Source organism: Clostridium sp. DFI.5.61 (assembly GCF_024462915.1).
Classification (GTDB): Bacteria; Bacillota; Clostridia; order Oscillospirales; family Oscillospiraceae; genus Lawsonibacter; species Lawsonibacter asaccharolyticus.
This window is the reverse complement of the sequence record NZ_JANGBZ010000016.1, coordinates 29,549-53,859: the sequence shown is the minus strand read 5'-3', so window position 1 is coordinate 53,859 and position 24,311 is coordinate 29,549. Positions and strand designations below refer to the sequence as shown.

28 protein-coding genes are annotated in these 24,311 nt (G+C 60.7%); 7 read left to right on the top strand and 21 right to left on the bottom strand.

Features of this window, described 5'->3' with window-relative positions; all coding sequences use genetic code 11:
- Positions 1 to 8: 8 nt before the first annotated feature.
- From NE584_RS09885 to NE584_RS09870, 4 genes are all read right to left on the bottom strand, one after another.
- The gene (locus tag NE584_RS09885) at positions 9 to 866 is read right to left on the bottom strand and encodes an ABC transporter ATP-binding protein (RefSeq protein WP_050625144.1); all 858 of its coding nucleotides are present in this window, start codon (positions 864 to 866) and stop codon (positions 9 to 11) included.
- A complete protein-coding gene (locus NE584_RS09880; protein ID WP_108981485.1) occupies positions 859 to 1,935 on the bottom strand; it encodes a branched-chain amino acid ABC transporter permease in 1,077 nt (358 codons plus the stop codon). The genes NE584_RS09885 and NE584_RS09880 overlap by 8 nt, the downstream gene beginning before the upstream one ends.
- Positions 1,936 to 1,945: 10 nt before the next feature.
- Positions 1,946 to 2,860 (bottom strand): branched-chain amino acid ABC transporter permease, encoded by a 915-nt coding sequence (locus NE584_RS09875; RefSeq protein ID WP_256182710.1) that lies wholly within the window; start codon positions 2,858 to 2,860, stop codon positions 1,946 to 1,948.
- Positions 2,861 to 3,049: 189 nt separating this feature from the next.
- Complete coding sequence (locus tag NE584_RS09870) at positions 3,050 to 4,258, bottom strand: ABC transporter substrate-binding protein (RefSeq protein WP_050625141.1); 1,209 nt, start codon at positions 4,256 to 4,258, stop codon at positions 3,050 to 3,052.
- A 97-nt stretch (positions 4,259 to 4,355) separates the two neighbouring features.
- On the opposite strand from NE584_RS09870, the gene NE584_RS09865 reads away from it, so the two are divergent.
- Entirely contained in the window at positions 4,356 to 4,607 is a 252-nt protein-coding gene (locus NE584_RS09865) for a hypothetical protein (RefSeq protein ID WP_133248247.1), read from the top strand.
- Between the two features lie 96 nt (positions 4,608 to 4,703).
- On the opposite strand, the gene acrA is transcribed toward NE584_RS09865, so the two are convergent.
- The 3 genes from acrA to NE584_RS09850 are packed head-to-tail and all read right to left on the bottom strand — an operon-like array spanning position 4,704 to position 7,796.
- Positions 4,704 to 5,813: an acryloyl-CoA reductase electron transfer subunit beta gene (acrA, locus tag NE584_RS09860; protein WP_050625140.1), complete on the bottom strand. Its 1,110-nt coding sequence runs from the start codon at positions 5,811 to 5,813 to the stop codon at positions 4,704 to 4,706.
- 20 nt (positions 5,814 to 5,833) lie between these two features.
- On the bottom strand, positions 5,834 to 6,634 hold the full coding sequence (gene acrB / locus NE584_RS09855; RefSeq protein ID WP_050625139.1) for an acryloyl-CoA reductase electron transfer subunit gamma: 801 nt from the start codon (positions 6,632 to 6,634) through the stop codon (positions 5,834 to 5,836).
- Positions 6,635 to 6,653: 19 nt separating this feature from the next.
- Positions 6,654 to 7,796: an acyl-CoA dehydrogenase gene (locus NE584_RS09850; RefSeq protein WP_050625138.1), complete on the bottom strand. Its 1,143-nt coding sequence runs from the start codon at positions 7,794 to 7,796 to the stop codon at positions 6,654 to 6,656.
- Between the two features lie 552 nt (positions 7,797 to 8,348).
- Here NE584_RS09850 and NE584_RS09845 point away from each other — a divergent pair.
- Positions 8,349 to 8,540 (top strand): hypothetical protein, encoded by a 192-nt coding sequence (locus NE584_RS09845; protein WP_256182709.1) that lies wholly within the window; start codon positions 8,349 to 8,351, stop codon positions 8,538 to 8,540.
- Between the two features lie 53 nt (positions 8,541 to 8,593).
- Here NE584_RS09845 and NE584_RS09840 read toward each other — a convergent pair whose 3' ends face one another.
- Positions 8,594 to 9,442: a 3-hydroxybutyryl-CoA dehydrogenase gene (locus NE584_RS09840; RefSeq protein WP_050625137.1), complete on the bottom strand. Its 849-nt coding sequence runs from the start codon at positions 9,440 to 9,442 to the stop codon at positions 8,594 to 8,596.
- A gap of 72 nt (positions 9,443 to 9,514) precedes the next feature.
- Positions 9,515 to 10,291, bottom strand: coding sequence for an enoyl-CoA hydratase-related protein (locus NE584_RS09835; protein WP_050625136.1), 777 nt, complete (start codon positions 10,289 to 10,291; stop codon positions 9,515 to 9,517).
- A 290-nt stretch (positions 10,292 to 10,581) separates the two neighbouring features.
- On the opposite strand from NE584_RS09835, the gene NE584_RS09830 reads away from it, so the two are divergent.
- Positions 10,582 to 12,117, top strand: coding sequence for a polysaccharide biosynthesis C-terminal domain-containing protein (locus NE584_RS09830; protein WP_077138788.1), 1,536 nt, complete (start codon positions 10,582 to 10,584; stop codon positions 12,115 to 12,117).
- A gap of 42 nt (positions 12,118 to 12,159) precedes the next feature.
- Here NE584_RS09830 and NE584_RS09825 read toward each other — a convergent pair whose 3' ends face one another.
- The 8 genes from NE584_RS09825 to rpmG all read right to left on the bottom strand — a co-directional run bounded on the left by NE584_RS09825 (position 12,160) and on the right by rpmG (position 16,453).
- Positions 12,160 to 12,720 carry a flavin reductase family protein gene (locus NE584_RS09825; RefSeq protein ID WP_050625135.1) on the bottom strand — a complete coding sequence of 187 codons (561 nt, stop codon included), beginning with the start codon at positions 12,718 to 12,720 and terminating at the stop codon, positions 12,160 to 12,162.
- A gap of 150 nt (positions 12,721 to 12,870) precedes the next feature.
- Positions 12,871 to 13,251, bottom strand: coding sequence for a 50S ribosomal protein L7/L12 (gene rplL / locus NE584_RS09820; protein WP_050625134.1), 381 nt, complete (start codon positions 13,249 to 13,251; stop codon positions 12,871 to 12,873).
- Positions 13,252 to 13,306: 55 nt separating this feature from the next.
- Positions 13,307 to 13,852: a 50S ribosomal protein L10 gene (rplJ, locus tag NE584_RS09815; RefSeq protein ID WP_050625133.1), complete on the bottom strand. Its 546-nt coding sequence runs from the start codon at positions 13,850 to 13,852 to the stop codon at positions 13,307 to 13,309.
- Positions 13,853 to 14,134: 282 nt separating this feature from the next.
- On the bottom strand, positions 14,135 to 14,827 hold the full coding sequence (gene rplA, locus NE584_RS09810) for a 50S ribosomal protein L1 (RefSeq protein WP_050625132.1): 693 nt from the start codon (positions 14,825 to 14,827) through the stop codon (positions 14,135 to 14,137).
- A gap of 14 nt (positions 14,828 to 14,841) precedes the next feature.
- Complete coding sequence (gene rplK, locus NE584_RS09805; RefSeq protein WP_050625131.1) at positions 14,842 to 15,267, bottom strand: 50S ribosomal protein L11; 426 nt, start codon at positions 15,265 to 15,267, stop codon at positions 14,842 to 14,844.
- A 139-nt stretch (positions 15,268 to 15,406) separates the two neighbouring features.
- Positions 15,407 to 15,931, bottom strand: a complete 525-nt coding sequence (nusG, locus tag NE584_RS09800; protein ID WP_050625130.1) for a transcription termination/antitermination protein NusG — start codon at positions 15,929 to 15,931, stop codon at positions 15,407 to 15,409.
- A 12-nt stretch (positions 15,932 to 15,943) separates the two neighbouring features.
- Positions 15,944 to 16,246 carry a preprotein translocase subunit SecE gene (gene secE, locus NE584_RS09795; protein WP_050625129.1) on the bottom strand — a complete coding sequence of 101 codons (303 nt, stop codon included), beginning with the start codon at positions 16,244 to 16,246 and terminating at the stop codon, positions 15,944 to 15,946.
- Positions 16,247 to 16,285: 39 nt separating this feature from the next.
- Positions 16,286 to 16,453: a 50S ribosomal protein L33 gene (rpmG, locus tag NE584_RS09790; RefSeq protein ID WP_008980220.1), complete on the bottom strand. Its 168-nt coding sequence runs from the start codon at positions 16,451 to 16,453 to the stop codon at positions 16,286 to 16,288.
- A gap of 378 nt (positions 16,454 to 16,831) precedes the next feature.
- Between rpmG and ruvX the strand changes: the two genes are divergently transcribed.
- From ruvX to NE584_RS09775, 3 genes are read left to right on the top strand one after another with little or no spacing between them, the layout of a single operon-like run.
- Positions 16,832 to 17,251, top strand: coding sequence for a Holliday junction resolvase RuvX (gene ruvX, locus NE584_RS09785; RefSeq protein ID WP_050625128.1), 420 nt, complete (start codon positions 16,832 to 16,834; stop codon positions 17,249 to 17,251).
- 51 nt (positions 17,252 to 17,302) lie between these two features.
- Entirely contained in the window at positions 17,303 to 17,590 is a 288-nt protein-coding gene (locus NE584_RS09780) for a putative quinol monooxygenase (RefSeq protein ID WP_187120357.1), read from the top strand.
- 43 nt (positions 17,591 to 17,633) lie between these two features.
- Positions 17,634 to 18,470: an EFR1 family ferrodoxin gene (locus NE584_RS09775; RefSeq protein WP_108979474.1), complete on the top strand. Its 837-nt coding sequence runs from the start codon at positions 17,634 to 17,636 to the stop codon at positions 18,468 to 18,470.
- 766 nt (positions 18,471 to 19,236) lie between these two features.
- On the opposite strand, the gene NE584_RS09770 is transcribed toward NE584_RS09775, so the two are convergent.
- Both NE584_RS09770 and NE584_RS09765 read right to left on the bottom strand, forming a co-directional pair.
- Positions 19,237 to 19,917 carry a DUF2461 domain-containing protein gene (locus NE584_RS09770; RefSeq protein ID WP_108979473.1) on the bottom strand — a complete coding sequence of 227 codons (681 nt, stop codon included), beginning with the start codon at positions 19,915 to 19,917 and terminating at the stop codon, positions 19,237 to 19,239.
- A 36-nt stretch (positions 19,918 to 19,953) separates the two neighbouring features.
- Positions 19,954 to 21,894, bottom strand: a complete 1,941-nt coding sequence (locus tag NE584_RS09765; RefSeq protein WP_256182708.1) for a VanW family protein — start codon at positions 21,892 to 21,894, stop codon at positions 19,954 to 19,956.
- 327 nt (positions 21,895 to 22,221) lie between these two features.
- Here NE584_RS09765 and NE584_RS09760 point away from each other — a divergent pair, with 327 nt between their 5' ends.
- Positions 22,222 to 23,475, top strand: a complete 1,254-nt coding sequence (locus NE584_RS09760; protein WP_256182707.1) for a 5-bromo-4-chloroindolyl phosphate hydrolysis family protein — start codon at positions 22,222 to 22,224, stop codon at positions 23,473 to 23,475.
- Between the two features lie 36 nt (positions 23,476 to 23,511).
- Here the strand turns inward: NE584_RS09760 and NE584_RS09755 are convergent, their stop codons facing one another.
- Positions 23,512 to 23,892, bottom strand: a complete 381-nt coding sequence (locus NE584_RS09755; protein ID WP_256182706.1) for a sulfite exporter TauE/SafE family protein — start codon at positions 23,890 to 23,892, stop codon at positions 23,512 to 23,514.
- Positions 23,880 to 24,239, bottom strand: a complete 360-nt coding sequence (locus NE584_RS09750) for a sulfite exporter TauE/SafE family protein (protein ID WP_256182705.1) — start codon at positions 24,237 to 24,239, stop codon at positions 23,880 to 23,882. The genes NE584_RS09755 and NE584_RS09750 overlap by 13 nt, the downstream gene beginning before the upstream one ends.
- Positions 24,240 to 24,311 lie beyond the last annotated feature (72 nt).

Sequence of the window (24,311 nt, the reverse complement as noted above, 5' to 3'; positions counted from 1 at the left end):
CGTCCATATCAGGCCCCTCCTTTCTTTTTCTGACTGCCCAGATAGGCCTCGATGACCTTTGGATTGGCCTGGATGTCCTCCGCGGTGCCCTTGGCGATGATCTGTCCGAAGTTGAGGACACAGATGCCCTCGCAGATGCCCATGACCAGGTTCATGTCGTGCTCGATGAGCATAACGGCGATCTGGAAGGTGTCCCGGATCTTGACGATGTTCTCCATCAGCTCGGCGGTCTCGGAGGGGTTCATGCCGGCGGCGGGCTCGTCCAGCAGAAGCAGGGAGGGGTTGGTGGCCAGGGCCCGGACGATCTCCAGGCGGCGCTGTGCGCCGTAAGGCAGGGAGCCGGCCTGGTGGTGGGCCAGGTCCTGCATGTCGAAGATGGAGAGCAGCTCCATAGCGCTCTCTCGGGCCAGCTTCTCCTGCTTCCAGAACTTGGGGAGGCGGAGCACGCCGTCCCACATGGGGTAGCGGATCTGGTTGTGCAGGCCGATCTTCACGTTGTCCTCCACACTCAGGTTGGAAAACAGGCGGATGTTCTGGAAGGTGCGGGCGATGCCGGCCCGGTTGACTTGGGCAGTGCTCATGCCGTGGGTGTCCTTGCCATTGAGCAGGATGGTGCCCCGGGTGGGCTGATACACCTTGGTGAGCAGGTTGAACACCGTGGTCTTGCCCGCGCCGTTGGGGCCGATAAGGCCGGCAATCTCTGTGCGGCCGATGGTGAGGTTGAACTCATTGACAGCGGTCAGGCCGCCGAAGTCGATGCCCAGGTGCTGGCACTCCAGAACGGGGAGCTTGTTCACATCCCGCTCAGGAACGATGGAGTGGCTGGGGACGGGGACCATCTTGCCTTTCTTAAATTCCTTAGCCATTCTGAGCGCCTCCTTTCTCGGTGCCGCGGCCCAATATCTTCCGGCGCAGGGAGGAGAAAAACTCCTTGGAGCGCTCGTTGTTGGTGGCCAGCATGACCAGGATGAGCACGATGGCGTAGATCAGCATCCGGTAGTCATAGAAATCACGCAGTAGCTCGGGCAGGACATAGAGCAGGGCGGCAGCAATGACCGAGCCCCGGATGTTGCCCAGTCCACCCAGCACCACGTAGACCAGGATCAGGATAGAGGTATTGAAGTCAAACTTCTTGGCGGCGATGGAGGAGTAGTTCATGGCATAGAGGGCGCCGGCGGCTCCAGCCAGCACGGCGGAGGTGACAAAGGCCATCAGCTTGTATTTGGTGGCGCTGATGCCCACGCTCTCGGCGGCGATGCGGTTGTCCCGCAGGGCCATGATGGCCCGGCCGGAACGGCTGTTCACCAGGTTGAGGACCACGATGAGGGCTACCATCACCAGCAGAAAGCCTGCGGTGAAGGAGGAGAGCTTCACGTTGGCCGTGACTCCCATGGGTCCCTTCAGGATGGCCTTGCCGGTCTCAGACAGGTTGAGGGCCGCCTCACTGGAGGTGGAGAAGTGGAGGCCGTTCTCGTCTACGCCCACATAGAGGATGTTGATAATGTTCTTGATGATCTCGCCGAAAGCCAGGGTGACGATGGCCAGATAGTCGCCCCGCAGGCGCAGGACGGGGACGCCCACGATGACGCCGGCGATGCCGGCAAAGAAGGCGCCGATGAGCATGGAGACCAGCAGGCGCAGGGGGCCCATGGGGATCAGCTCCTGGAGGGAGATGGAGGCCACCACGCCGGAGAAAGCACCCACGCTCATAAAGCCGGCGTGGCCCAGGCTCAGCTCGCCGGAGATGCCCACCACCAGGTTCAGTGCCACAGCCATGGTGACATAGGCACAGATGGGGACCAACTGCCCCTGAAGGGAGGGGGAGAGCATCCCGCCGGCATTGAGAAGCTGAAGGATCACAAAGGCGGCAGCAACGATACAGTAGGTGAGGAGATTGCCGAAAAGGCGCTTGCGGCGGAGGGAACGTGTTTTCATATCGGTCACCTCACACTTTCTCGGGCACATACTTGCCCAGCAGTCCGGAGGGCTTGACCAGCAGCACCACGATCAGGACGGCAAAGACCACCGCGTCGGAGATGTTGGTGTTGAAGGCCTTGGCAAAGATCTCGATGATGCCCAGCAGGATGCCGCCCAGCATGGCCCCAGGGATGGAGCCGATGCCGCCGAAGACGGCGGCGGTAAAGGCCTTGATGCCGGGCAGGGCGCCGGTGGTGGGCATGAGGGAGGGGTAGGTGGAGCAGAGCAGCACACCGGCGATGGCTGCCAGGGCGGAGCCGATGGCAAAGGTCATGGAGATGGTGCTGTTCACGTTGATACCCATGAGCTGGGCAGCCGCCTTGTCTTCCGAACAGGCCCGCATGGCCTTGCCCATGCGGGTATGTCCGGTGAACCAGGTGAGCCCCAGCATAATGACGATGCAGGCGGCCACCGTCACCAGGGCCACGTGGGTGATGGTGAGCTGGCCGTCCAGCAGTTTGATAGAGCCGGTGCCCACTACGGAGGAGAAGGACTTGGGATTGGAGGTCCAGAGCAGCAGCGCGCTGTTCTGGAGGAAATAGCTCACGCCGATAGCGGTGATGAGCACGGCCAGGGAGGGCGCCTGGCGCAGCGGCTTATAGGCCAGCCGTTCGATGACCATGCCCAGGATGGTGCACACTACCATGGCCAGCAGCACGCCGGCCAGAGCAGGGACCACGGCGCCGGCCAGAGAGCCCTCCTCAAAGCTGCCGGACAGGCCGCTCATGGTGAAAAAACAGATATATGCCCCCACCATAATGACGTCTCCGTGGGCAAAGTTCAACATTTTGGCAATACCGTAGACCATCGTATAGCCCAGGGCAATGATGGCGTACACGCTGCCCAGACTGATGCCGTTGATGAGATTGTTGAGAATACTCAAGACCAGTCACCTCTTTTTCTTTTGCTGCGCAGATGCGCGCGAAAAACTGGACAGCATGGCGAAAACCTCTGCGGCAACGTCTGCCGCAGACGTTTTCGCCATGCGTGCAAGAATAAGGGACACGGGCTGCCGAGGGGACCCCGGCAGCCCGTTCCATGGATTTCCCGGGAAAAAGGGGAGTTCGGAAAATCAGCGGGCGACGTAGACGCCGTCCTGCACCTCGAAGACCAGGGGAGCCTTGGAGATCTCACCGGTGGCGGCCCAGGTCATACCGGAGCCAGTGAGTCCGTCTACGCTGAAGTCGGAGGAGGTGAAGGTGGAGATCAGGGCGGCGCAGATATCCTCGTGGCTCATGTCGGCGGTGACACCGGCCTTCTGGCAGGCCTCGTAGATGGCGTAGATGCAGTCATAGCCGTCAGCGGCGAACTGGTTGGGGATCTCATTGTAGCGCGTCTGGTACTCGGAGACGAAGCTGGCAGTGCGCTCGTCAGTGGCGGAGGCGTTGAAGGGGGTCATCAGCAGCAGGCCCTCCGCCAGGGAGGTGTCGAAGCCCTCGATGGCCAGGATGCCGTCCATGCCGTCGCCGCCCATGAAAGTCGGCTCATAACCCATGCTCTTGGCCTGATTCAGGATCAGGGAAGCGGGGGTGTAGTAAATGGGCATGAACACCAGCTCAGCGCCCCCGTCCTTGGCGGCGTTCAGCTGCACGGTGAAGTCGGTGTTGGTGTCATCGGGGAAGGTCTGCTCAGCCACGACCTCCAGGCCCACCTCGGCGGCCTGGGAGATGAAGCCCTGGGCGATGCCGGTGGAGTAGGCGTCGCCGTTGTTGTAGATCACAGCCACCTTGGTAGCCAGGCCATTTTCCGCCACATAGTTGGCAGCGGTGACGCCCTGGTCGGGGTCAGTGAAGCACATCTGGAAGACGTTATCCTTGCCGGCAGTGACGTCGGTGGAGGAAGCGGAGGGAGTCAGCTGAAAGTAGCGCTCGTTGAAGGTCTCAGCAGCCACGGAGACGCAGGGAGTGGTGGTGGTGCAGCCATAGACGATCTGCATGCCGTTGCCCTTCAGGGCGTTGTAGGCGTTGATGGCCTTCTCAGCGTCACCCTCGTCATCCTGAAACTCCAGGGAGAGCTGGATACCGCCCAGGGCGTTGATCTCGTCCACCGCGATCTCAGCCCCCTGCTTGGTGGCGATGCCATAGGTGGCGGCGGAGCCAGTCAGGGGGCCGATGCCGCCGATCTTGATTGCACCATCCGCACCGGCGGTGCTGGAAGCCGGGCTGGAAGCGGAGGAGCCGCCGGAAGGGGCGCTGGTGGTGCCGGAAGAGCCGTTGGAGCAGCCGGCCAGCAGGCCGACACACATCGCGCCGGTCAGGGCCATGGCAAGAAACTTTTTCATCTTCATAACCTCCTGTCAAATGGAAACAGAGGCGGGTCTGGAGCGGCCCGCAGACCTGAATAAAATAAGGGAATTTTCAGGTTTGGAGCCCATTATATTGGCAGGAAGGACAACTGTCAATGGGGAAAATACACAAGGCGGGGAGCGGATGGGATGGCTTCAAATGGTGATGGGGCGAAAAAAAGGAAGAAAAAGAAAAAATTTTTCAAAAAAAGCCCTGCACTTTGCGGAAAAACTGCAAATTTGCCGTCATGGAACAGGGAGAGGAGAGAAAGAATATAAAGTATGTTACATTTGGAACGGAAATTTCTTTGAAATCTATGGCGTCTCCCAAAGCTGTGCAAAATGACGGAAGAAAAAACGAAACATGCAAAAAAATAAGGCGAAATCGAAAAAGCGGGCTGCTCTCTTTAGAGAGCAGCCCGCAGAACGGTCAGAAAAGATATTACTTCGCAGCCTTGGCAGCCTTGATGGCATCGATGAGCAGGGGAGTGACCTTGAACAGGTCGCCGCAGATGCCGTAGTCCGCGACCTCGAAAATGGGGGCGGTGTCGTTCTTATTGACGGCAATGATGCACTCGGAATCCTGCATGCCGGCCTTGTGCTGGATGGCGCCGGAGATGCCCAGAGCAACATAGATCTTGGGGTGCACGGTCTTGCCGGTCTGGCCGACCTGGTGGTCAGCAGACATCCAGCCGGAGTCTACAACAGCACGGGAGGCACCCACGACGCCGCCGAGGACCTCGGCCAGCTCCTCGGCCAGCTTGATGCCGCCCTCCACATCCTTGCTGATGCCGCGGCCCACGGAGACGACCACGTCGGCACCGATCAGGTCCACCAGCTTCTTGGCGGCCTTGACCACCTCCACCACCTGGGTGTCCAGGTCGTCGGCGGACAGGGCAAAGCTGGGCTTAATGATCTCGCAGGCGTCAGCCTTGGCCTGGTCGAAAGCGGCCTTCTTCATTACGCCGGGACGGACGGTAGCCATGCAGGGACGGAAGCGGGGGCAGATGATGGTCGCCATCAGATGACCGCCGAAAGCGGGACGGGTCATCTTCAGGTTGGTGTCTTCCATGTCAAACTTGATTTTGTCCACGTCCAAGGTGGAGCTGTTGCGCAGGAAGTCCACATAGGTGTCCATGTCGATGTCCAGGTGGGTGCAGTCGGCGGTCAGGCCGGTGTGCAGGCGGGCCGCGCAGCGGGGACCCAGGTCACGGCCGATGTTGGTGGCGCCGATCAGCAGCACCTCGGGCTTGAACTCCTCCACCACGTCGCAGATGACCTTGGTGTAGGCGTCGGTGGTGTACTCCTTCAGCAGGGGGTGGTCACAGACATACACGCCGTCAGCGCCGTAGCCGCCCAGCTCCTTGGCGATGCCCTCGATGCCGTCGCCCAGCAGCAGACCGTACAGCTTGGTGCCGCGCTCGTCGGCCAGCTTGCGGCCCTCGGAGATCAGCTCGTAGGAGGTGGACATCATCTTGCCCTGGCGCTGCTCGCAGAAGACCCATACGCCGCCGGTGAAGGCAGCGATATCAGCACTATTAAAAGTAGACATATTCTTCATTCTCCCTTCTATCAGATGATATGCTTGGTGGCCAGAATGCCGGCCAGCTTATCGCAGGTGGCCTTGTCGGCGCCTTCCAGCATCATGCCGGCACCCTTCTGGGGAGGAGTGAAGGACTTGAAGATGTTCGTGGGGGAGCCCTTCAGGCCGATGGTGGTGGGGTCGATGAGGGGATCATCCTTCAGGGTCTCATAGCCAAAGACCTCATAGGGCTTGCTGTAGCACTCAAAGATGCCGGGCACGCTCATGTAGCGGGGGGTGTTCAGCTCCTTGATGCAGGTGATCAGGCAGGGGGTGTTGACCTTGATGGTCATGTAGCCGTCCTCCAGCATCCGCTTGATGGTGAGGGTCTCGCCCTCCTTCTGGATGTCGGCGGCGTAGGAGACCTGGGGGATGCCCAGCTTCTCGGCAATCTGGGGACCGACCTGAGCGGTGTCGCCGTCGATGGCCTGACGGCCGCAGAAGACCACGTCGTCGTCCTCCAGGCCGATCTTCTTGATGGCAGCGGCCAGGATCTGGGAGGTGGCGTAGGTATCGGAACCGCCGAACTCGCGGGCGGAGACCAGTACCGCGCGGTCAGCGCCGCGGGCCAGGATCTCACGCAGCATGCCCTCTGCGGGAGGGGGGCCCATGGAGATCACGACCACTTCAGCGCCGGTCTGATCCTTCAGAGCCAGAGCGGCCTCAACGGCGTTCAGGTCGTCGGGGTTGGTGATGGTGGCCATGGAGGCACGATTCAGGGTACCATCGGGATTGACCGCCACCTTACCGGAGGTGTCGGGGACCTGCTTGACACAAACAATGATTTTCATTTCGAAACTGCCTCCTATCTTATTTCACGCCCAGGTGATTGGCAATGACCATCCGCTGGACCTCGGAAGTGCCCTCATAGATCTCGGTGATCTTGGCATCGCGCATCATGCGCTCCACGGGGTACTCACGGGTGTAGCCGTAGCCGCCGAACAGCTGGACGGCGCGGCGGGTCACATCGCTGGCAGCCTCGGCGGCGAACAGCTTGGCCATGGCTGCGTCCATGGAGTAGGGCTCGTGGTTCTGCTTCTTCATGGCAGCGGAGTAGACCAGATACTGGGCGGCCTGCATGCGGGTGTGCATGTCAGCCAGCTGGAACTGGGTGTTCTGGAACTGGGAGATGCGGCGGCCGAACTGGACGCGCTCCTTGGTGTACTTGACGGCCTCATCCACGGCGCCCTCGCCCAGGCCAAGGGCCTGCGCAGCGATGCCGATGCGGCCGCCGTCCAGGGTCATCATGGCGATCTTAAAGCCCTGGCCCTCCTTGCCCAGAAGGTTCTCCTTGGGAACGATGCAGTCCTCAAAGATCAGGTCGCAGGTGGAGGAGCCGCGGATGCCCATCTTCTTCTCGTGCTTGCCGGTGGAGAAGCCGGGGAAATCCTTCTCCACGATGAAAGCGGAGATGCCGTGGTTGCCCTTGCTCTTGTCGGTCATGGCAAAGACCACGAAGGTATCGGCCACGTTGCCGTTGGTGATGAAGCACTTGGAGCCGTTCAGGACGTAGTGGTCGCCCTCCAGCACGGCCATGGTCTGCTGGCCGGAGGCGTCGGTGCCGGCATTGGGCTCAGTCAGGCCGAAGGCACCGATCTTCTTGCCGGAGAGCAGGTCAGGCAGATACTTCATCTTCTGCTCCTCGGTGCCGTGCTCAAAGATGGGGGCGCAGCACAGGGAGGTGTGGGCGGACACGATGACGGCGGTGGTGCCGCACACCTTGGCCAACTCCTCCACACACATGGCATAGGACAGCACATCGCCGCCGGCGCCGCCATACTGCTTGGGGAAGTAGATGCCCATCATGCCCAGCTTGGCCATCTTCTCCACGGTCTCCATGGGGAAGCGCTCCTCCTCGTCCAACTCCTCGGCGAGGGGCTTGACCTCAGTTTCCGCGAATTCGCGGTACATCTTGCGGATCATCTCTTGCTCTTTCGACAGATGAAAATCCATTTTTTCGTCCTCCTAATTTTATTTACTTGGAACAATCATGGAAGCCCTGTTCCGACTGCGCTGCCCGGCAGCCACCGTGCGCGATGTCCCGGAGCAGCAGGGCCGGACCACCTAGACAGGACATGCAAGCAAGACGGTGATCTGAGGTCCGCCGTTTTTTCCTCAGATCTCCGCCTCCCATGGGGGCTCAGCCGGGGCGCTCCGCCTTCTTTCGTTAGATTTTTAACAAAAGAAGACCAGAAAAAGCGCAACGACGGATAGGGACCCGTTGTTGCGGCGCCAATCAGGCTGCGATAGATAACTTCCTGTCCCTCAAATTATATCGTTTTTCCCATATGGGCGCAAGAAAAACAAATACGGTAAAATGTACAGTTTTTGCGACAAAATTTTGGGCAAAATGATGATATTTGCGGATATTGCTTGAAAGTATGCTTTTCTTGACCTTCAAAAAAGAAAAAAAGTAAAAAGGATAAGAAAGAATTATTAATTTGAACAAGAAAGAAGGGATTCCAATACAGAAGTGGTAAAGTTTTTAATTTTGCAAATCGATATGTGACATATATCTCCATTGCTCTGGGCCTTGTGTGCCTGGGGGTCTCCTCAACGCCGATGGGGAGGCAGTATGACAGCCTGAGAGGGGCCCCGGGGGCGGTGGACCAGCTCCTGATGCTGGCCGGGATGGCGCTGCTGGACGCCGCGTGGAGGCTGGAGCACAGCGGGTACAAGAAGAACAAAGGAAAATAGAAAAACGCCGGGGAGGAAAGCTTTCCTTCCCGACGTTTTTGTCAGCAGGCCGCTTACTTGGAGTAATCGTAGAAACCCTTGCCGGTCTTACGGCCCAGCAGGCCTCCACGGACCATCTTCCGCAGCAGCAGGGCGGCACGGTACTTGGGGTCGTGGGTCTCGGCATACAGGGTATCCATGATGGCCAGGCAGACGTCCAGGCCCACCAGGTCGCCCAGGGCCAGGGGGCCCATGGGGTGGTTGGCACCCAGCTTCATGGCAGTGTCGATACCCTCGGGGGTAGCCACGCCGGTCTCCACCAGACCGATGGCCTCGTTGATCATGGGGATCAGGATCTTGTTGACCACGAAGCCGGGGGCTTCAGCTACCTCCACGGCCTCCTTGCCGATGTCGGCGGACAGCTGGCAGATGGCGTCATAGGTCTCCTGGGAGGTGTGGACGCCCCGGATGACCTCCACCAGCTTCATCACAGTAGCGGGATTGAAGAAGTGCATCCCGATGAAGCGGTCGGCCCGCTGGGTGGCGGCGGCGATGGCGGTGATGGAGATGGAGGAGGTGTTGGTGGCAAAGATGGTGTCTGCCTTGCAGATGCCGTCCAGCTCCTGGAACAGGCTCTTCTTCACGTCCAGGTTCTCCACGATGGCCTCCAGCACCAGGTCGGCGTCAGCTGCGGCGGCCAGGTCAGTGGTGAAGGTCATGTTGCCCAGGATCTCGGCCCTCTTGGCCTCGTCCATCTTGCCTCTGGCCACCAGCTTATCCAGCGCGGCCACCAGCCGGCTGTGAGACTTCTCCGCCAGCTCATCGCTGATCTCCCGGACCACGACGGCATGGCCGCTGCGAGCAAAGGTGTGGGCGATGTCCAGGCCCATGGTGCCGCCGCCTACAACTACGATTTTTTTCATGACATCTCGATCTCCTTGTCTTTCAGAAGTGATATTGGGAAAGCGCCCTGCCGCTGGGGCGGCGGAACGGATTCAGCGGTTTTTGAAGGTGGTGATCTTCTCCTTGTTCAGGAAGGCGTGCATGGCGTCCTTCTGGTCCTCAGTGGAAAAGCACAGGCCGAAGGCCTCTGACTCAAAGGCGATGGCGGAGTTGATGTCGATCTGTTTGCCGATGCGGATGGCCTGCTTGGCCTGGCGGACTGCCACCTGGGGGCGGGAGGCGATCAGGTCGGCCAGCTCCAGAGCCTTGTCCAGCATCACGTCGGCAGGGTAGACATGCTTGACCAAACCGATCTGAAGGGCCTCTTGGGCGTCGATGGTGCGGCTGGTGAGCACCAGCTCCATGGCGGTGGACATGCCTACGATGCGCTGAAGGCGCTGGGTGCCGCCGAAACCGGGAGTGATGCCCAGCCCAACCTCAGGCATGCCGAAGGTTGCCTTTTCACTGGCTACCCGAATGTCGCAGGACATGGCCAGCTCACAGCCGCCGCCCAGGGCGAAGCCGTTGACTGCGGCGATCACCGGGCTGGGGAAGCGGGTGATGTGCATCATGGTATTGTTTCCATGATGGCTGAAGCGCTTGGCGTCGTCGGCGGTATAGTTGACCATCTCGCCGATGTCGGCACCGGCCACGAAGGAGCGTCCGGCGCCGGTGATAACGATGACGTGGACATCCTCCTGGGATTCTGCGCGCAGCAGGATATCGTCCAGCTGTTCGATGACCTCCAGGTTCAGGGCGTTCAGGACTTCCGGGCGGTTGATGGTGATGAGGCCCACGTGGCCGCGTTGCTCAAATTCTACAAAAGCCATAGGGGTATCCTCCTTTTTACAGTGTCTCATTCTTCTTCCAGAAAATCACGGGGATAAAGGGGGCGGGATCTCTTTCTTAATCGTACTATAAACGATTTCCCGGGCGGAAGCAAGGCGTCTGGTGACAAAGGTAAAGATACGCCAGTTTTTGGTCAATTCAGGCATGATTCTCCCCTGGAACGAGAGAAATATGTGAAAAAGATAACGAATTTCTTGCAGGAATGGCGGGGCGGCGGCGTGAATACAGTGAAGGGAGGACCGCCCGCTGGGGCGGGGAGGAGGGACTGGATTTGCTGCGTCACGATGAATGGTCCGCTGGAAGCAGCGCCCTGTTTCTGACCGCCTTGGCGGCGGTATCACAGGGGCTGTCGTTCTGTTACCGGGTGGCCCTGTCCCGGCTGGTGGGGGCGGAGGTGATGGGGCTGTATCAGCTGCTGATGCCGGTGTGCTCGGTACTGCTGTCCCTCACCGCTGTGGGGCTGACCGCAGCCATGTCCAACCTCAGCTCCCAGTATCTGGCCCTGGGAAACGGAAAGGGAGTGGCGCAGACCAGGCGGATGTGCCTCACCGCCCTGGGAGTGGGGCTCCTGCCGGTATCGGCGGCAGTGGTGGCCTTCTATGACCCCATCTCGGTCTATCTGCTGGGGGATGCCCGGACCCAGCTGGGGCTGATCCTGCTGCTGCCCTGCGTGGCTCTCACCGGGGTGGAGAACATCCACAAGCACTTTTTCTATGGGACCGGAGTGGTCCGCCCGCCTGCTGTCGTGGAGCTGATGGAGCAGTTCATCCGGGCGGCGGCGGTGCTGGGGCTGCTGGTGCTGTTTCTGCCCCAGAACCCAGAGCGGACGGTGGGGCTGATCGTCACCGGCATGGTGATTTGTGAGATCTTTTCCGCCGTGGCGCTGACAGTGCTCTACCGCCGGCGGATGGCGCGGATCGGCCGGACGGGGCCGGGGGAGCGGGGCGGGACTCTGGCCCGGCGGGTGACCTCCATCGCCGTCCCTGTGGGGGCCACCGCCCTGCTGGGTAATCTGATGTCGGCGGTGAACGCCGCCCTTATCCCACAGAAGCTTGTGGAGAGCGGCATGGACCGGGCGGCGGCCATGTCGGAGTTCGGCGTGGTGTGCGGGATGACCCTGCCCATGCTGGCCCTGCCCACTGTCTTTCTGGGGGCGCTGAATCTGGTGCTGGTCCCCAGGCTGGCCTACTCCACGGCACTGAACCGCCCGGAAGAGGTGAGGCGGCGGGCCGGGCGGGCCATGCTGGCGGTGTCGGTGCTCATTCTTCCCTCCATGGCGCTGATGGTGGTGCTTGGGCCGGACCTGGCCCGGATGATGTTCGGCCAGCCCTCGGCGGGGGAACACCTGCTCCCCCTGGCGGCGGCCATGGCGCTGAGCTGCTACCAGTCCACCCTTGGGGGTGTGCTCAACGGCGTGGGACGGCCGGGGAGCCACGCCATGGCGGACCTGATCTGTGACGGCATACAGCTGGCCTTCACCTTCACCGTGGGCCTCCCGGGGGTGGGCATCCGCGGCTTCGTGGCGGGGACTCTGGTCTCAGCAGCGGCGGGGGCCCTGCTCAACGGCTGGCTGGTGGTGCGTTACACCGGGCTGCGGCCCAGCCTGTTCCGGTGGGTCACCGCGCCGGGGCTGGCCGCACTGCTGGCGGCCCTGACCTCCAACCTCCTCTTTCGGTGGCTGAAGGACAGCGGCGTCTCCCTGCTGGCAGGCGGGGCGGCCAGCCTACTCTTCGGCGGAGTGCTGTATCTGGCCGCCCTGAGCGCCCAGGGAGTCTATCTCAGCCAGGTGTTCCGGCTGCGGAAATAGGGCGGCCGCTCCAGAAAGGGCCCCAAACCCCTCCCGGAGAACTCACTTTAGCCTTTTTCCATCCTGGAAAGCGCGGCCCACCTTCTCTCCCAGGGCCAGATAGTCGTGATTGACCGGGTCGAAGGAGATGGGGCGCAGCTTGGCGGGATCGATCTTCCCATCTTCCCCCAGGATGTACTCCTCGGCGCTGACGTTGATGATCTCCCCCAGGAGCAGCTCCGTCTCCTCGTCAAAGCTGAGGAACCGGCACTCCAGCGCCATTGGCAGTTCGTCAATGAGGGGGGCGTCCACAAACTGGCTTCTGGTGGTGTGGAGGCCGGCTCGGGCCAGCTTGTCAGGCACCTGGTTGGCGGACACGATACCCACATAGTCACACTCCACCACATGGTCCTCGTCCGCCATGCTTACAGTGAAAGCCTTTCGGGACAGAATGTTCTGTACGGTCTTGTGTCCCGCGCTTAGATACATAGCGACACGGTTGCTGTCGCTGATCCCGCCCCAGGCGGCGTTCATGGCATCTGGGGTCCCGTCCTCTCCATAGGTGGCGATGATCAGCACCGGCTGGGGATAGAGGTAGGGCTTGGGGCCAAAGTTTTTCCGCATGATGGATTCCTCCCATTATATTAAGATCGGGGATGCTGTGATAATACTAGGATAACACGAAACAGCGGCGGAGGACAGAGGGAGAAAAAGAAAAAACGGGCCCCGGGGCATTTTGCCCTGGGGCCCGTTGACTTCTGTTTTGGGAAAAGCTTACTTCAGCTCGACCTTGGCGCCGGCCTCTTCCAGCTTCTTCTTCAGCTCCTCGGCCTCATCCTTGGAGACAGCCTCCTTCAGAGTCTTGGGAGCGCCCTCGACCATAGCCTTGGCCTCAGCCAGGCCCAGGCCGGTGATCTCACGGACAGCCTTGATGACCTTGATCTTAGCGGCGGCGTCAAAGCTGGCCAGGACCACGTCAAACTCGGTCTTCTCCTCAGCAGCGGGAGCGGCAGCGCCGGCACCGGCAGCGGGAGCGGCCATAGCGGCGGCGGAAACGCCGAACTCGTCCTCCAGGGCATGCACCAGCTCGGACAGCTCCAGAACGGTCAGGCCCTTGACTTCCTCAATCAGAGCGGTAATCTTCTCGCTAGCCATAATGAATGTACCTCCTAAAAGTTGTTTTCAGTCAAAATGTTATGGGTGCCGATACTTACTCGGCGGGGGCGGCCTCGGGCTCGGCAGCGGCCTCTACGAAGCCGCCCTTCTCCTCGGCAATGGCCTTCAGGACGATGGCCAGGCTGGTGATGGGGGCCAGCATGGTGCCCAGGACCTGGGCCTGCAGGACCTCCTTGGAGGGCAGCTCGGCCATGGCGTTGATCTCATCCAGGGGAAGGATCTTGCCGTCCATGAAGCCGGCCTTGATGACGAACTTGGCGCCGTTGAACTGCTTGGCGAACTTGTTGATGACGCGCATGGGAGCGATGGGGTCCTCGTGGCTGATGGCGAGAGAAGTAGTGCCATTCAGGGAGTCGGACAGATCGCCCAGGCCGGCATTCTGAGCAGCAAAGCGGGTGAGGGTGTTCTTGACGACAGCGTACTCCACGTTGTTCTTGCGGAGCTCGTTGCGCAGAGCGGTATCCTCAGCCACGGTGATGCCCTTGTAATCCACCAGCACACCGCTGGCGGCGTTCTGCAGCTTTTCGGTCAGTTCAGCCACAATGGCTTTCTTCTGTTCCAGAACAGATGCGTTAGGCATTTTGGGTTCACCTCCAGAGAATAGTGGGAAACGCGAAAAAACGCTGTTTTCCGCGCCCAAAGCGTGAAAACAGCGTAAAAACACAATATGGATCATGTTTCTGGCTGCATCCTCGGCAGGACTTCCGCTTGCGCCGCCTGCTGTCTTTGAACGCAGATGATAGTATATCCGAAAAAGGAGGAAAAGTCAAGGACTTTTCCGAAAATTTAAAAAATCTGATGCACAGGGAAGAAAGCCTCCCCCGCAGTCCCCGGGAAACTGCGGGGGAGGGCAATCAGATGATCACATCAGCTTCGCGCCGTTGACTTTGACACCGGGGCCCATGGTGGAAGCCACCACGCAGCTCTTGATGTACTGGCCCTTGGCAGCGGCGGGCTTGGCCTTTACGATAGCGCCCATGATGGCGTTGAAGTTCTCGGAGAGCTTCTCAGCGCCGAAGGACACCTTGCCGATGGGGCAGTGGATGATATTGGTCTTGTCCAGGCGGTACTCCACCTTACCGGCCTTGATCTCGTTGACGGCCTTGGTCACATCCATGGTGACAGTGCCGGCCTTGGGAGAGGGCATCAGGCCCTTGGGACCCAGCACCTTACCCAGACGGCCCACCACGCCCATCATGTCGGGGGTGGCGACCACCACGTCGAAGTCGAACCAGTTTTCCTTCTGGATCTTCTCCACCAGGTCCATCTCGCCCACATAGTCGGCGCCGGCGGCCTTGGCCTCGTCCGCCTTGGCGGCCTTGGCGAAGACCAGCACGCGCTGGGTCTTGCCGGTGCCGTGGGGCAGCACGATGGCGCCGCGGACCTGCTGGTCGGCGTGACGGGAGTCAACGCCCAGCTTCACATGGAGCTCGACGGTCTCGTCGAACTTGGCGGGAGCGGTCTTGACGATCAGCTCCATGGCCTCATTGGTATCGTACAGAGCAGCGCGGTCGATCTGCTTGGCGCTCTCCTGATATTTCTTGCCTCTAAACATTGTTCACACCCTCCTTACTCGCCCACGACGACGCCCATGGAGCGGGCAGTACCGGCGATCATGCTCATAGCGGCCTCGATGCTGGCGGCATTCAGGTCGGGCATCTTGGTCTCAGCGATCTTGCGCACGTCTTCCTTGCTGATGGTAGCGACCTTGGTCTTGTTGGGCACACCGGAGCCGGACTCGATGCTGCAGGCCTTCTTGATGAGCACGGCGGCGGGGGGGGTCTTGGTGATGAAAGTGAAGGAACGGTCAGCGTAGACGGTGATGATGACGGGGATGATCATGCCCACGTCGTTCTTGGTCCGCTCATTGAATTCCTTGGTGAAAGCGGCGATGTTCACGCCATGCTGGCCCAGAGCGGGGCCAACAGGGGGGGCCGGCGTCGCCTTGCCGGCGGGGATCTGAAGTTTTACGTATCCAGTTACTTTCTGTGCCACGAAAGAGCACCTCCATATGAAAAATGTGGTTGGATATGGACCAGCTCAGGCCGTGCCCGGCGGGTCCAACTGGCGGGACGGACCGTTCCGTCCCTCCCACGGGCCGCGTCTGCACGCGGCAGGATTGTGTTTCGATGGGTCAGGCTTTAACAGGCTCCACCTGGTCCAGCTCCAGCTCCACGGGGGTCTCCCGTCCAAACATGGACACCACCACACGGACCTTGCTGCGGTCCAGGTCGATCTCCTCCACTGTGCCCAGGAAGGACTCCAGGGCGCCATCGGTGATCTTGACGCTGTCTCCCACCTCGTAGCCCACCACGATCTCGCGCTTCTCCACGCCCAGGGCGGCGATGTCACTCTCAGACAGGGGGATGGGCTTGTTGCCGGAGCCCAGGAAGCCGGTGACGCCGCGAATGTTGCGCACGATGTGCCAGCACTCGTCGGTCATGACCATCTTCACCAGCACATAGCCGGGGAAGACCTTGCGCTCCACCTCTTTGGGCCCGTTGTCTGTGATCTCGGTGACGGTCTCCAGGGGGATGCTGATCTCGTGGATCAGATCCTGAAGACCGCGGTTTTCCACGTACTTCTCAATGGTGGCCTTCACCGTATTTTCGTATCCGGAATAGGTGTGGACCACATACCACTGCGCGCCGTCAGACATATTCGCCACCTATCAGCGGAACAGGCCGAGCAGGAACTCGATCAAAGCGCCGGCCACCGCGTCAAAGAGCCAGATGAAGATGCCCACCACGATGACGCAGAGGATGACGATCCCGGTGTTGTTCATCGTCTGCTTGAAGCTGGGCCACTGGACCTTCTTCAGCTCGCTCTTCATGTCCTTGAGCCACTTGCCGATGCGGGCGAAAATACTGGGCTTCTTCTGCTTTTCAGGCTTCTTGTCCTTCTTCGCCTTGTCGGCCTTTTCGGAAGCGGAGGCAGAGCCCTGGCCCTGCTCCATCTTTTCGTTTTCAGACATTCAGTTACCCTTCTTTCCTTTCAGCCATCTGGAGACGCATTACTTCGTCTCGTTGTGGACGGTATGCTTTCTGCAGAAGGGGCAGTACTTGTTCAGCTCCAGACGGTCGGGGGTATTCTTCTTGTTTTTCATGGTGTTGTAGTTTCTCTGCTTGCACTCAGAGCACCGCAGGGTGATCTTGATGCGAGCACCGGCCTTGCTTGCCATATGTTCGGCACCTCCTTTAAGTATTGCGGAGAACGGCCGGTCCGGGCCGCCCCGCTGATGTGAGCCAACAGCAAAAAAAGCTGGATCAGGCTCTGAAAGCCGAATCCAGCCATACGAGACACAGCAGGGCTGTGTCTGACATGCTCACGGTGGGATCCGGCGATTGCCTCCCTGTGTCCCGAGAGATGGGGGAGGGGTGCCTGCGCATACACCGTAAAAATGCGCAGAACAAAAAAGCCCCTTTTCACAGGTAGTGTCACTATAACACAAGGAAAGCGCGGCGTCAAGAGGAAATTGGGCGGACAGGGTTGTTTTTTTGCGGGGAGTGCGGTATAGTACAGTTGACAAAAAAACGCGGAGCGGGAGAGGGGGGAGTTTATGCGGATCATGGCCATCGACTACGGCGATGCCCATACCGGCATCGCCATTTCCGACCCTACCGGCTTCCTCACCGGGACTACCACGACTATCCACAGCAGAAAGGCGGAGGAAGTGGCAGGAGAGATCGCCCGGCTGGTCCAGGAGCACGGTGTGGAGGAGCTGGTGATGGGGTATCCCCGGAACATGGACGGCACCGAGGGTCCCCGGGCGGAGCTGTACCGGGACTTCGCAGCCCTGGTGGAGGACACCGCGGGGCTCCGGCCCGTGCTCTGGGACGAACGGCGGACCACCGTGGACGCCCACCGTATCCTGTTTGAGGCGGGAAAAAACGCCAGAAAGCGAAAAAAGACGGTGGATGCGGTGGCGGCCTCCCTGATTTTGGAGGGATATCTGGATCACAGAAGGCTGCGGGGCTGAGGAGGCCTCTCAGCCCCCTATATTATGGACAGAAGAAAGGAGAATGATTCCATGGCATTTATTCTCAACGTGACCTATACCATGAAGCCCGGGCTGCGGGCGGAGTTCCTGCGGGAGGTGTCCGAGCACGGCATCCAGAAGGCGGTGCTGGCAGAGGAGGGATGCCTCCAGTACCAGTATTTTGAGGCTGTGGACGAACCAGACAAGCTGCTGCTGGTGGAGCGGTGGACCGAACGAAAGGCCCAGGAGGTCCATATGACTCAGCCCCATATGGTCCCCCTGAAGGAGATCAAGGAGCGCTGCGTGGCAGACAGCTTGGTGGAGAAATTTGATGCCTGACCCGCGGTAATGACGCAGGGAGAAAGACAAGGAGGAACAGAAAATGGAGATGCAACGCGTGTGGGCGGTCTATTTCAGCGGTACCGGGACCACGGAAAAAGTAGTGACCCGGATGGCGAAGATCGCGGCGGAGGATCTGGGGGCGGAGTATAAGACCTTCTGCTTCAACCTGCCTAAGGACCGGGAGGGGGAGCTGTCCTTCGGGCCGGGGGATCTGGTGATTTTCGGCACCCCGGTGTATGCCGGGCGGGTGCCCAATCTGCTGCTGCCCTATATCCGGGACAAGGTGAAGGGAAACGGGGCCCTGGCTGTGCCGGTGTCTCTGTTCGGCAACCGGAATTTTGACGACGGGCTGATCGAACTGCGCAACGTGCTGGAGGCGGACGGCTTTCACACCGTGGCGGGCGGCGCTTTCGTGGGGGAGCACTCTTTCTCCAGGACCCTGGGGGCGGGCCGGCCCGACGCCCAGGATATGGCACTGGTAGAGGAGCTGGCTCACAAGACGGCGGAGAAGGTGAAAGGTCTGGAGCGGGCCCCAGAGATCCCCGCCTATGTGGCGGGCTGTGACCCCATCCGTCCCTACTATACCCCCAGGGACCGCCACGGGGAGCCCATCAAGGACTTTTTGAAGGCCAAGCCGGTGACTGACTCGGACAAGTGCGTCAAGTGCGGCCTGTGTGCCCGTCTCTGCCCCATGGCAGCCATCGACCCCAACGACGTGTCCAGTGTGGTGGGGAAGTGCATCAAGTGCTGTGCCTGCGTGAAGAAGTGCCCCAAGGGCGCCAAGTACTTTGACCACGAGGGCTATCTGTACCATCAGCACGAGCTGGAGGAGCTCTATGCCCGGCGGGCGGACAGCGAGATCTTTATTGAGATGTGACGACAGCAGAGGAGAGCAGAAGAGTGCCATGCTGGACAAGTGTGTGAGTCATGCTGCACAGCCTGCAAAAAAGGCTTCACAGAGTTTGACATGTGCAGGTACAAAAAATCAAGTCTATTCGGAAAGTGACAGCACCACTTTTTCGACAAATCAGGGCCGGCGGAGCAATGCTCCGCCGGCCTTCCTCAGAGATACAAGAATAAAAAGAAATAACCCCTGACTGTTGCACCCTCGGTTCACTCACAGTCAGGGGTTATTTCTGTCCATTCTTGTTATCTAACATCAATTGTTTACCTCTCTTTCTACAGATTCGCGCGACCACGTTTTTTGCTCTTTAGCAGTCTCCGGAACACTGTTGCACAACCAGTTTCATTTTGCACCCAACGCTTCGGTGCTCCCTCATACATGAGGCATTGTCTGTTGGAACGTTCCTTTTCGCTTGCTGAGATGCTTTTTCTGTGGCAACGCGTGGGGCTCAGATGTCGTGCGCGCGCTTCGCTGAGATGCTGTTCTTTTGCTGACCACTGCCGGCATGGACTTCATCGCCTGGAACCGCTTACATCAGGAAAAGATTTGATGCATGTTACGCATCCCCTTGTCTGGGGGAGTGACATCTGATCAATCAGACTTCTTAAAACATTGGACTCATCCTTTCTGGCTATAATGTACCACAAAGACAGGCGGATGTCAAGAGGTTTTGTGGAAAAAATATAAAATTTTTCAAAAAGGATGCGGCCCCCGGGGGCTGTCCCAGGGGCCGCGGGTATCAGCGGGAGGCATCCGGGGCTGGGTCGCCACGGAGGGAGAGAAAGTAATCGTAGTAGGGCTTGAGGAAGCGGAAGCTCTCCTCCGCCTCCCCAGCCAGCTCGGGGGTGAACAGGGAGCCCTCGCAGTTGCGGTCCCAGGTCAGGGCGATGTTTTTCCGGTTGTACCAGGGAAAGAGCAGGGGGCCGGGGTCCCCTTTGGGGCGTTTGTACATCTCGCCCTCCAGCACAAATCGGTGCTGCCGGCTGAGCCGGCGGGCCAGCTTCTCCATAGGGGCCGGGTCCCGGTCGATGCGGGAGCGGAACTTGGCCATGGTGACGGGCTCGGCGCCGTAATAGCCCATCCCCAGGCTGTGATACTCCGGCGCGATCTCAAAATAGAAGGCGGGGACATGGGTCCACCCCTCCTGCTCGGGCCGGATGGTGAACCACAGGTGGTCCTTGTAGGGGCCGCGGCCGTGGAGCCGCCGTGCATCCCGGTAGATGCGGGAGACATGAAGGTTCAGCTGCTCCTTTGGATAGGCGGCGGTCATGGCGGCATGGACCTGGCGGCCCAGCTCCTGGAGGGGGGCGATGACCAGATCCAGATACTCCTGCTTGTGGGCCTCGAACCAGCTGCGCTCATTGTTGAATCGGACGCCCCACAGAAAATCCACGGCGCCCTGAGAAAAACCTTGAAACATAGGAAACGGACCTCTTCTGTATGGTAAGATATGTGCTCAATAGCCGGGCGGAAGCTTCCCGGCGGGGATCTCATACCCGTAGTGGTCCTCCTCCGGGGAGGACTGAGCGGGGCCGTCAGCCGCCCCGTCCCCTGTGTCGGGCGCGGGGATATCCTCCGTGGGAGCGGAGGAGCTGCTGCCGGACTCCCCGGCAGACGTCTCGCTGTCAGTTCCTGTGCCGGCGGCAGGCTCACCGCCGGTGCCTCCCCCGGACTCTGTTCCGGTCTGCGTCCCAGTGCTGGTGCCGGCCCCGGTCTCTGCCCCGGTTCCGGGCTGGGCGCCGGGCTTGGGGGGGACCCCGTCTACCCAGGTGGAGGGATCGCCGTCAGCGGGATTGTAGAGGATGGTGGTGGGGCGCATCTTATAGGTGCTGACCCCCAGATCCTGCTTCTCCACCAAGGTGCCGTCCTTCTCATAGATGACACGCCAGGCGCGGGCAGAGCGGCCGGTGTAGGCGTTCTGCTTGGCATCCACCTTAGTGGTGCCCTGTGGGATGGACTCGTCGGCCCGGTACTGGGTGGTGGGGGATACAAAGTCGAACTGGGTGCGCTCCGGCACGGCGTACCGGCCGTCCACATTGGTGCCGTAGAGCTTGACAGTGAGGTAGCGCAGGCCGTTCTTGTCGTAGCTCTCAGTGACGATCTTCACCGGGTAGTCGGTGTTGTTTTTGAAGCGGAAGTCGGACAGGCCGAAGTAGACGGTGGCGTCCATGCCGTCAGGGACGTAGCCCACGGAGTACATGTGGGCGTGGCGCTCCACGATCTCCAAGGTGGTGTGGAGGACGGCGTAGTAGATGGTGGAGGAGGTCTGGCAGATGCCGCCGCCGGTCTCGTCCACGGAGGCGCCGCCGGAGTAGACGGGAGCGGGGAGATAGCCCTTGTCGGCGGAACGGCTTCCGGTGGTGTTGTTGTAGGAGAATTCCTCGCCGGGCATCAGGATCACGCCGTTGCAGGCCTCAGCGGACAGCTTCACGTTGAACTTCCGGTTGGAGGAGCCGCTCACCTGGCTGGTACCCTGCCCCAGCAGGTCGGCAAAGAGCCGGTCGGCCAGTATCTCCTGGGTGATGTCGGGCTGAGTGACGGTGAGGGGGACCTCCACGGTCTCTCCCTCCTGGGCCTGCTGGAACAGGCGCTGGGCCTGGGCGGTGTCAAAGTCCACCCCCACGGTGTGGGGCAGCACCTCGCAGGTATCCGGATCGATGGCTGCGTTGGCCGCCTCAGCGTACAGCTCCCCGTGGATGGCCTGGAAGTCCGGCTCCTGAGGAGCGGAATCCAGGATGGGGAGCTGGACCGTGTCCGCCTGACCCTGGGCCAGGAGTTGAGCGTAGGCAGACTTCACCGCCTCCTCCGCTCCCTGGCGGTCCACCGAGCGGTGGGTGTGCCCCTTTACCAGGGTCAGGGTGCCCGCCTCCAAGTCTGCGGTGTAGCCATCCTCGCTGCCGCCGCTGCCCAGGGCACTGTCAGCGGCCTGGAGCTGGCGCTCCAGCTCTGTACGGCCCGCCTCTGTCAGTTGGACCTGATCGGCACCAAGGTCCTGGGCAGCGCCGAACAGGTGGCGCAGGTACTGGGCCCCCCCGGTGAAGAAGCTGCCGCGTCCCACAGACAGGGACGCCTGGGCCAGGGAGGCGGCGTCCACCTGAAAGGATGAGCCGTCCAGCGTACCGATATAGCCGTCGCAGCTCAGGCCCACGGCCCAGCCGGAGCCAGCCTGCTGGGCGACGGAAAGATTCTCGTTGATGGCCTGCTCCGCCTCAGCCTGGGTCATGCCGGACAGGTCCAGTCCGGCGGCGGTGACGTTGGGCAGGATGGTGTCCGAGGCGCTGACCCAGCCGCACAGGCCCAGGTAGGCGGCAAGGAGGACAGCCAGGATGGCGGCCGGGACCCAGACGGCTGGGCCGGGCTTTCCGCCGCTTTTTTTCTGTACACGTGCTCCGTCCATGAAAACTCCCCTTCCTGTCCCACTCAGCCCAAGAACCCACGGACAGGTCAAATAATTTCAGACTATATTATAGCATCCTACGTTTCAGAATGTAATTACAGAACAGTTACAGTTGACCGTCCAAATTTCCCCGGATTTCCTCAATTTTGAAAAATATTTTTAGGAGGTTTACTTTTCACCTTCCCGGCAGTATGATAGAATAGTGTATGTGGAAGAGAGAGGGCCAGACCCAGAAGAGAAATTTTCAAGGAATTTTAAGAAAAAATCAATGTTGTTTTGGGATGGGTCTGGTATTCTATACAGCAGAACACCAGGGGAGGCAGAATGATGGCATATTACGGAGATCAGGGAAATGAGAACTACGGCGGAAAATGGGAGCCCCGCAGGAGCTCTGGCGGAGGGATGAGTGACCTGCCGTACTGGATCTTGGCGCTGGTCTTTCTGTTTGCCTTCCCGCCGGTGGGCGTGCTGATGATCGCTCTGAGGCTCTTCGGCGGCGGGAAGCGCCGCGTGGCCCGGGGGCGCCATCCCTATTATATGCAGCGGGATGGGCAGGCCCCCGTGGGGGCCCGGACCACTGTCAGTGAGCCGGCACGGAGCCAGGAAAAGACCGGCCGGAGGGAGAAAAAGCGCCAGGAAGGGAAAGCGGAACAGGATATGTCCCCGGTGTGCCTGGACGTAGTGGAGAAGATGGCCAAGCGGGGCCGGAGGCTGATCCAGGTGGGCGGGATCATTACGGCGGTCTTCGCCTTCACGGTGCTGGCCTGCCTGGGTAATGCGTCCTACTGGCTCCTCCACGGCGACGCGATCTGGTTCTGGGACCAGCTGCTGAACGCCATCCCCCTGCTCTGCTTCCTGGGCGGCGGTGCCGGCGTGCTGTGGGCCGGCCTGCGGAAAAAGAAGCAGGTGCGCACCTACCGGAACTATCTGGCCATGATCGGCCGCCGCCAGACCATCTCCATCTCGACGCTGGCGTCCGCCACCGGTGCCTCCCCGGCCAAGGTGCGGGACTGCCTGGAGGATATGCTGGATGACGGGCTGTTCCCCCTGGGTTTCCTGGACTACGGCGGGGACCGGCTGGTCCTCTCCGGTGAGGGGCTGAACGACCCGGCCCCGGCACAGGAGGAAAAGACGGAGGAGAAGAAGGCTGCCCCGGTGGACGAGGAGAACGCGGTGCTGGCCGAGATCCGGGCGGTGAACGACTCCATCGAAGACGCGGCCCTCTCGGCGCAGATCGACCGCATCGGGGTCATCACCGCCAAGATCTTCGAGTATCAGAAGAGCCACCCGGAAAGGTCTGCCCAGCTCCATGCCTTTCTGAGCTATTACCTGCCCACAACCCTGAAGATCCTCCGGGCCTATGCCCAGCTGGAGTCCCAGGGCGTAGAGGGGGAGAACATTGCCGCCGCCATGAGCCGGATCGAGGGGATGATGGGCAAGGTGGTGGAAGGCTTCGAGAAGCAGCTGGATCAGCTCTTTCAGGGGGATGCTATGGACATCACCACCGACGTGGCGGTTCTGGAGCAGATGCTCCAGAAGGATGGACTGTCCTCCTCCGGCGGGATGCAGATTGGAATTTGACTGATTCAAAGGCCGCGGGGATCTTCCCCGCGGCCTTCACGTTTCTTCTTTTACCCGACCGAACAGCTCGGACAGGCCGATGAGGATGAGAAAGCCCCCAAAGAGCTTTCGGAGCAGGTCCACGTCCAGGGCTGTGGCGGCCCATGAGGCCAGCGCGGCGCAGAGCAGGCCGGCGGAGATGGCAGGGAACAGAAGCCCCTTTTCCACATATCCGTTTTTCAGGTGGGCGGGCAGGGCGGTGAGTCCGGCGGGGAGAAAGTACAGCAGATTGATGCCCTGAGCCAGGTGCTGGTCCAGTCCGGCCAGGGTGGTCATATAGACCAGCAGAAGGGTGCCGCCCCCCACGCCGAAGCCGGACAGGACCCCGGTAGCCGCCCCCACCAGCAGGGGGATCAGCCAGCCGCTCACAACAGACACCTCAGGCCGCCCCAGATGAGCAGGGCCTCGAAGCCCCGCTTCAGCCACGGGAGCCGGACGCCCTTGAACAGCCGTCCTCCGGCCCAGCCGCCCACAGTGCCGCCGATGAGATAGGGCAGGGCGGCGGAGAGATCCAGTCCGCCCCGGAGGAGATAGACGGCTGCCGACAGGGCGCACAGGGGCAGGATGACCGCCACTGAGGTGGCAAAGGCCCGCCGCTGATCCAGTCCGCACACCCGGGTGAGCATGGGGACCAGCACCGAACCGCCGCCCCCGCCGAAAAAGCCGTTGGTCAGCCCGGCTGCCGCCCCGGCAAGCACGGACTTCCAGGTAGATTTATGCTTCAAAAAAACGCCCCCTTGCCGGTCTAGTGTGCCAGGCAGGGGGGCGTTTTATCCATTTTGCCTGCCGGGGGAGCG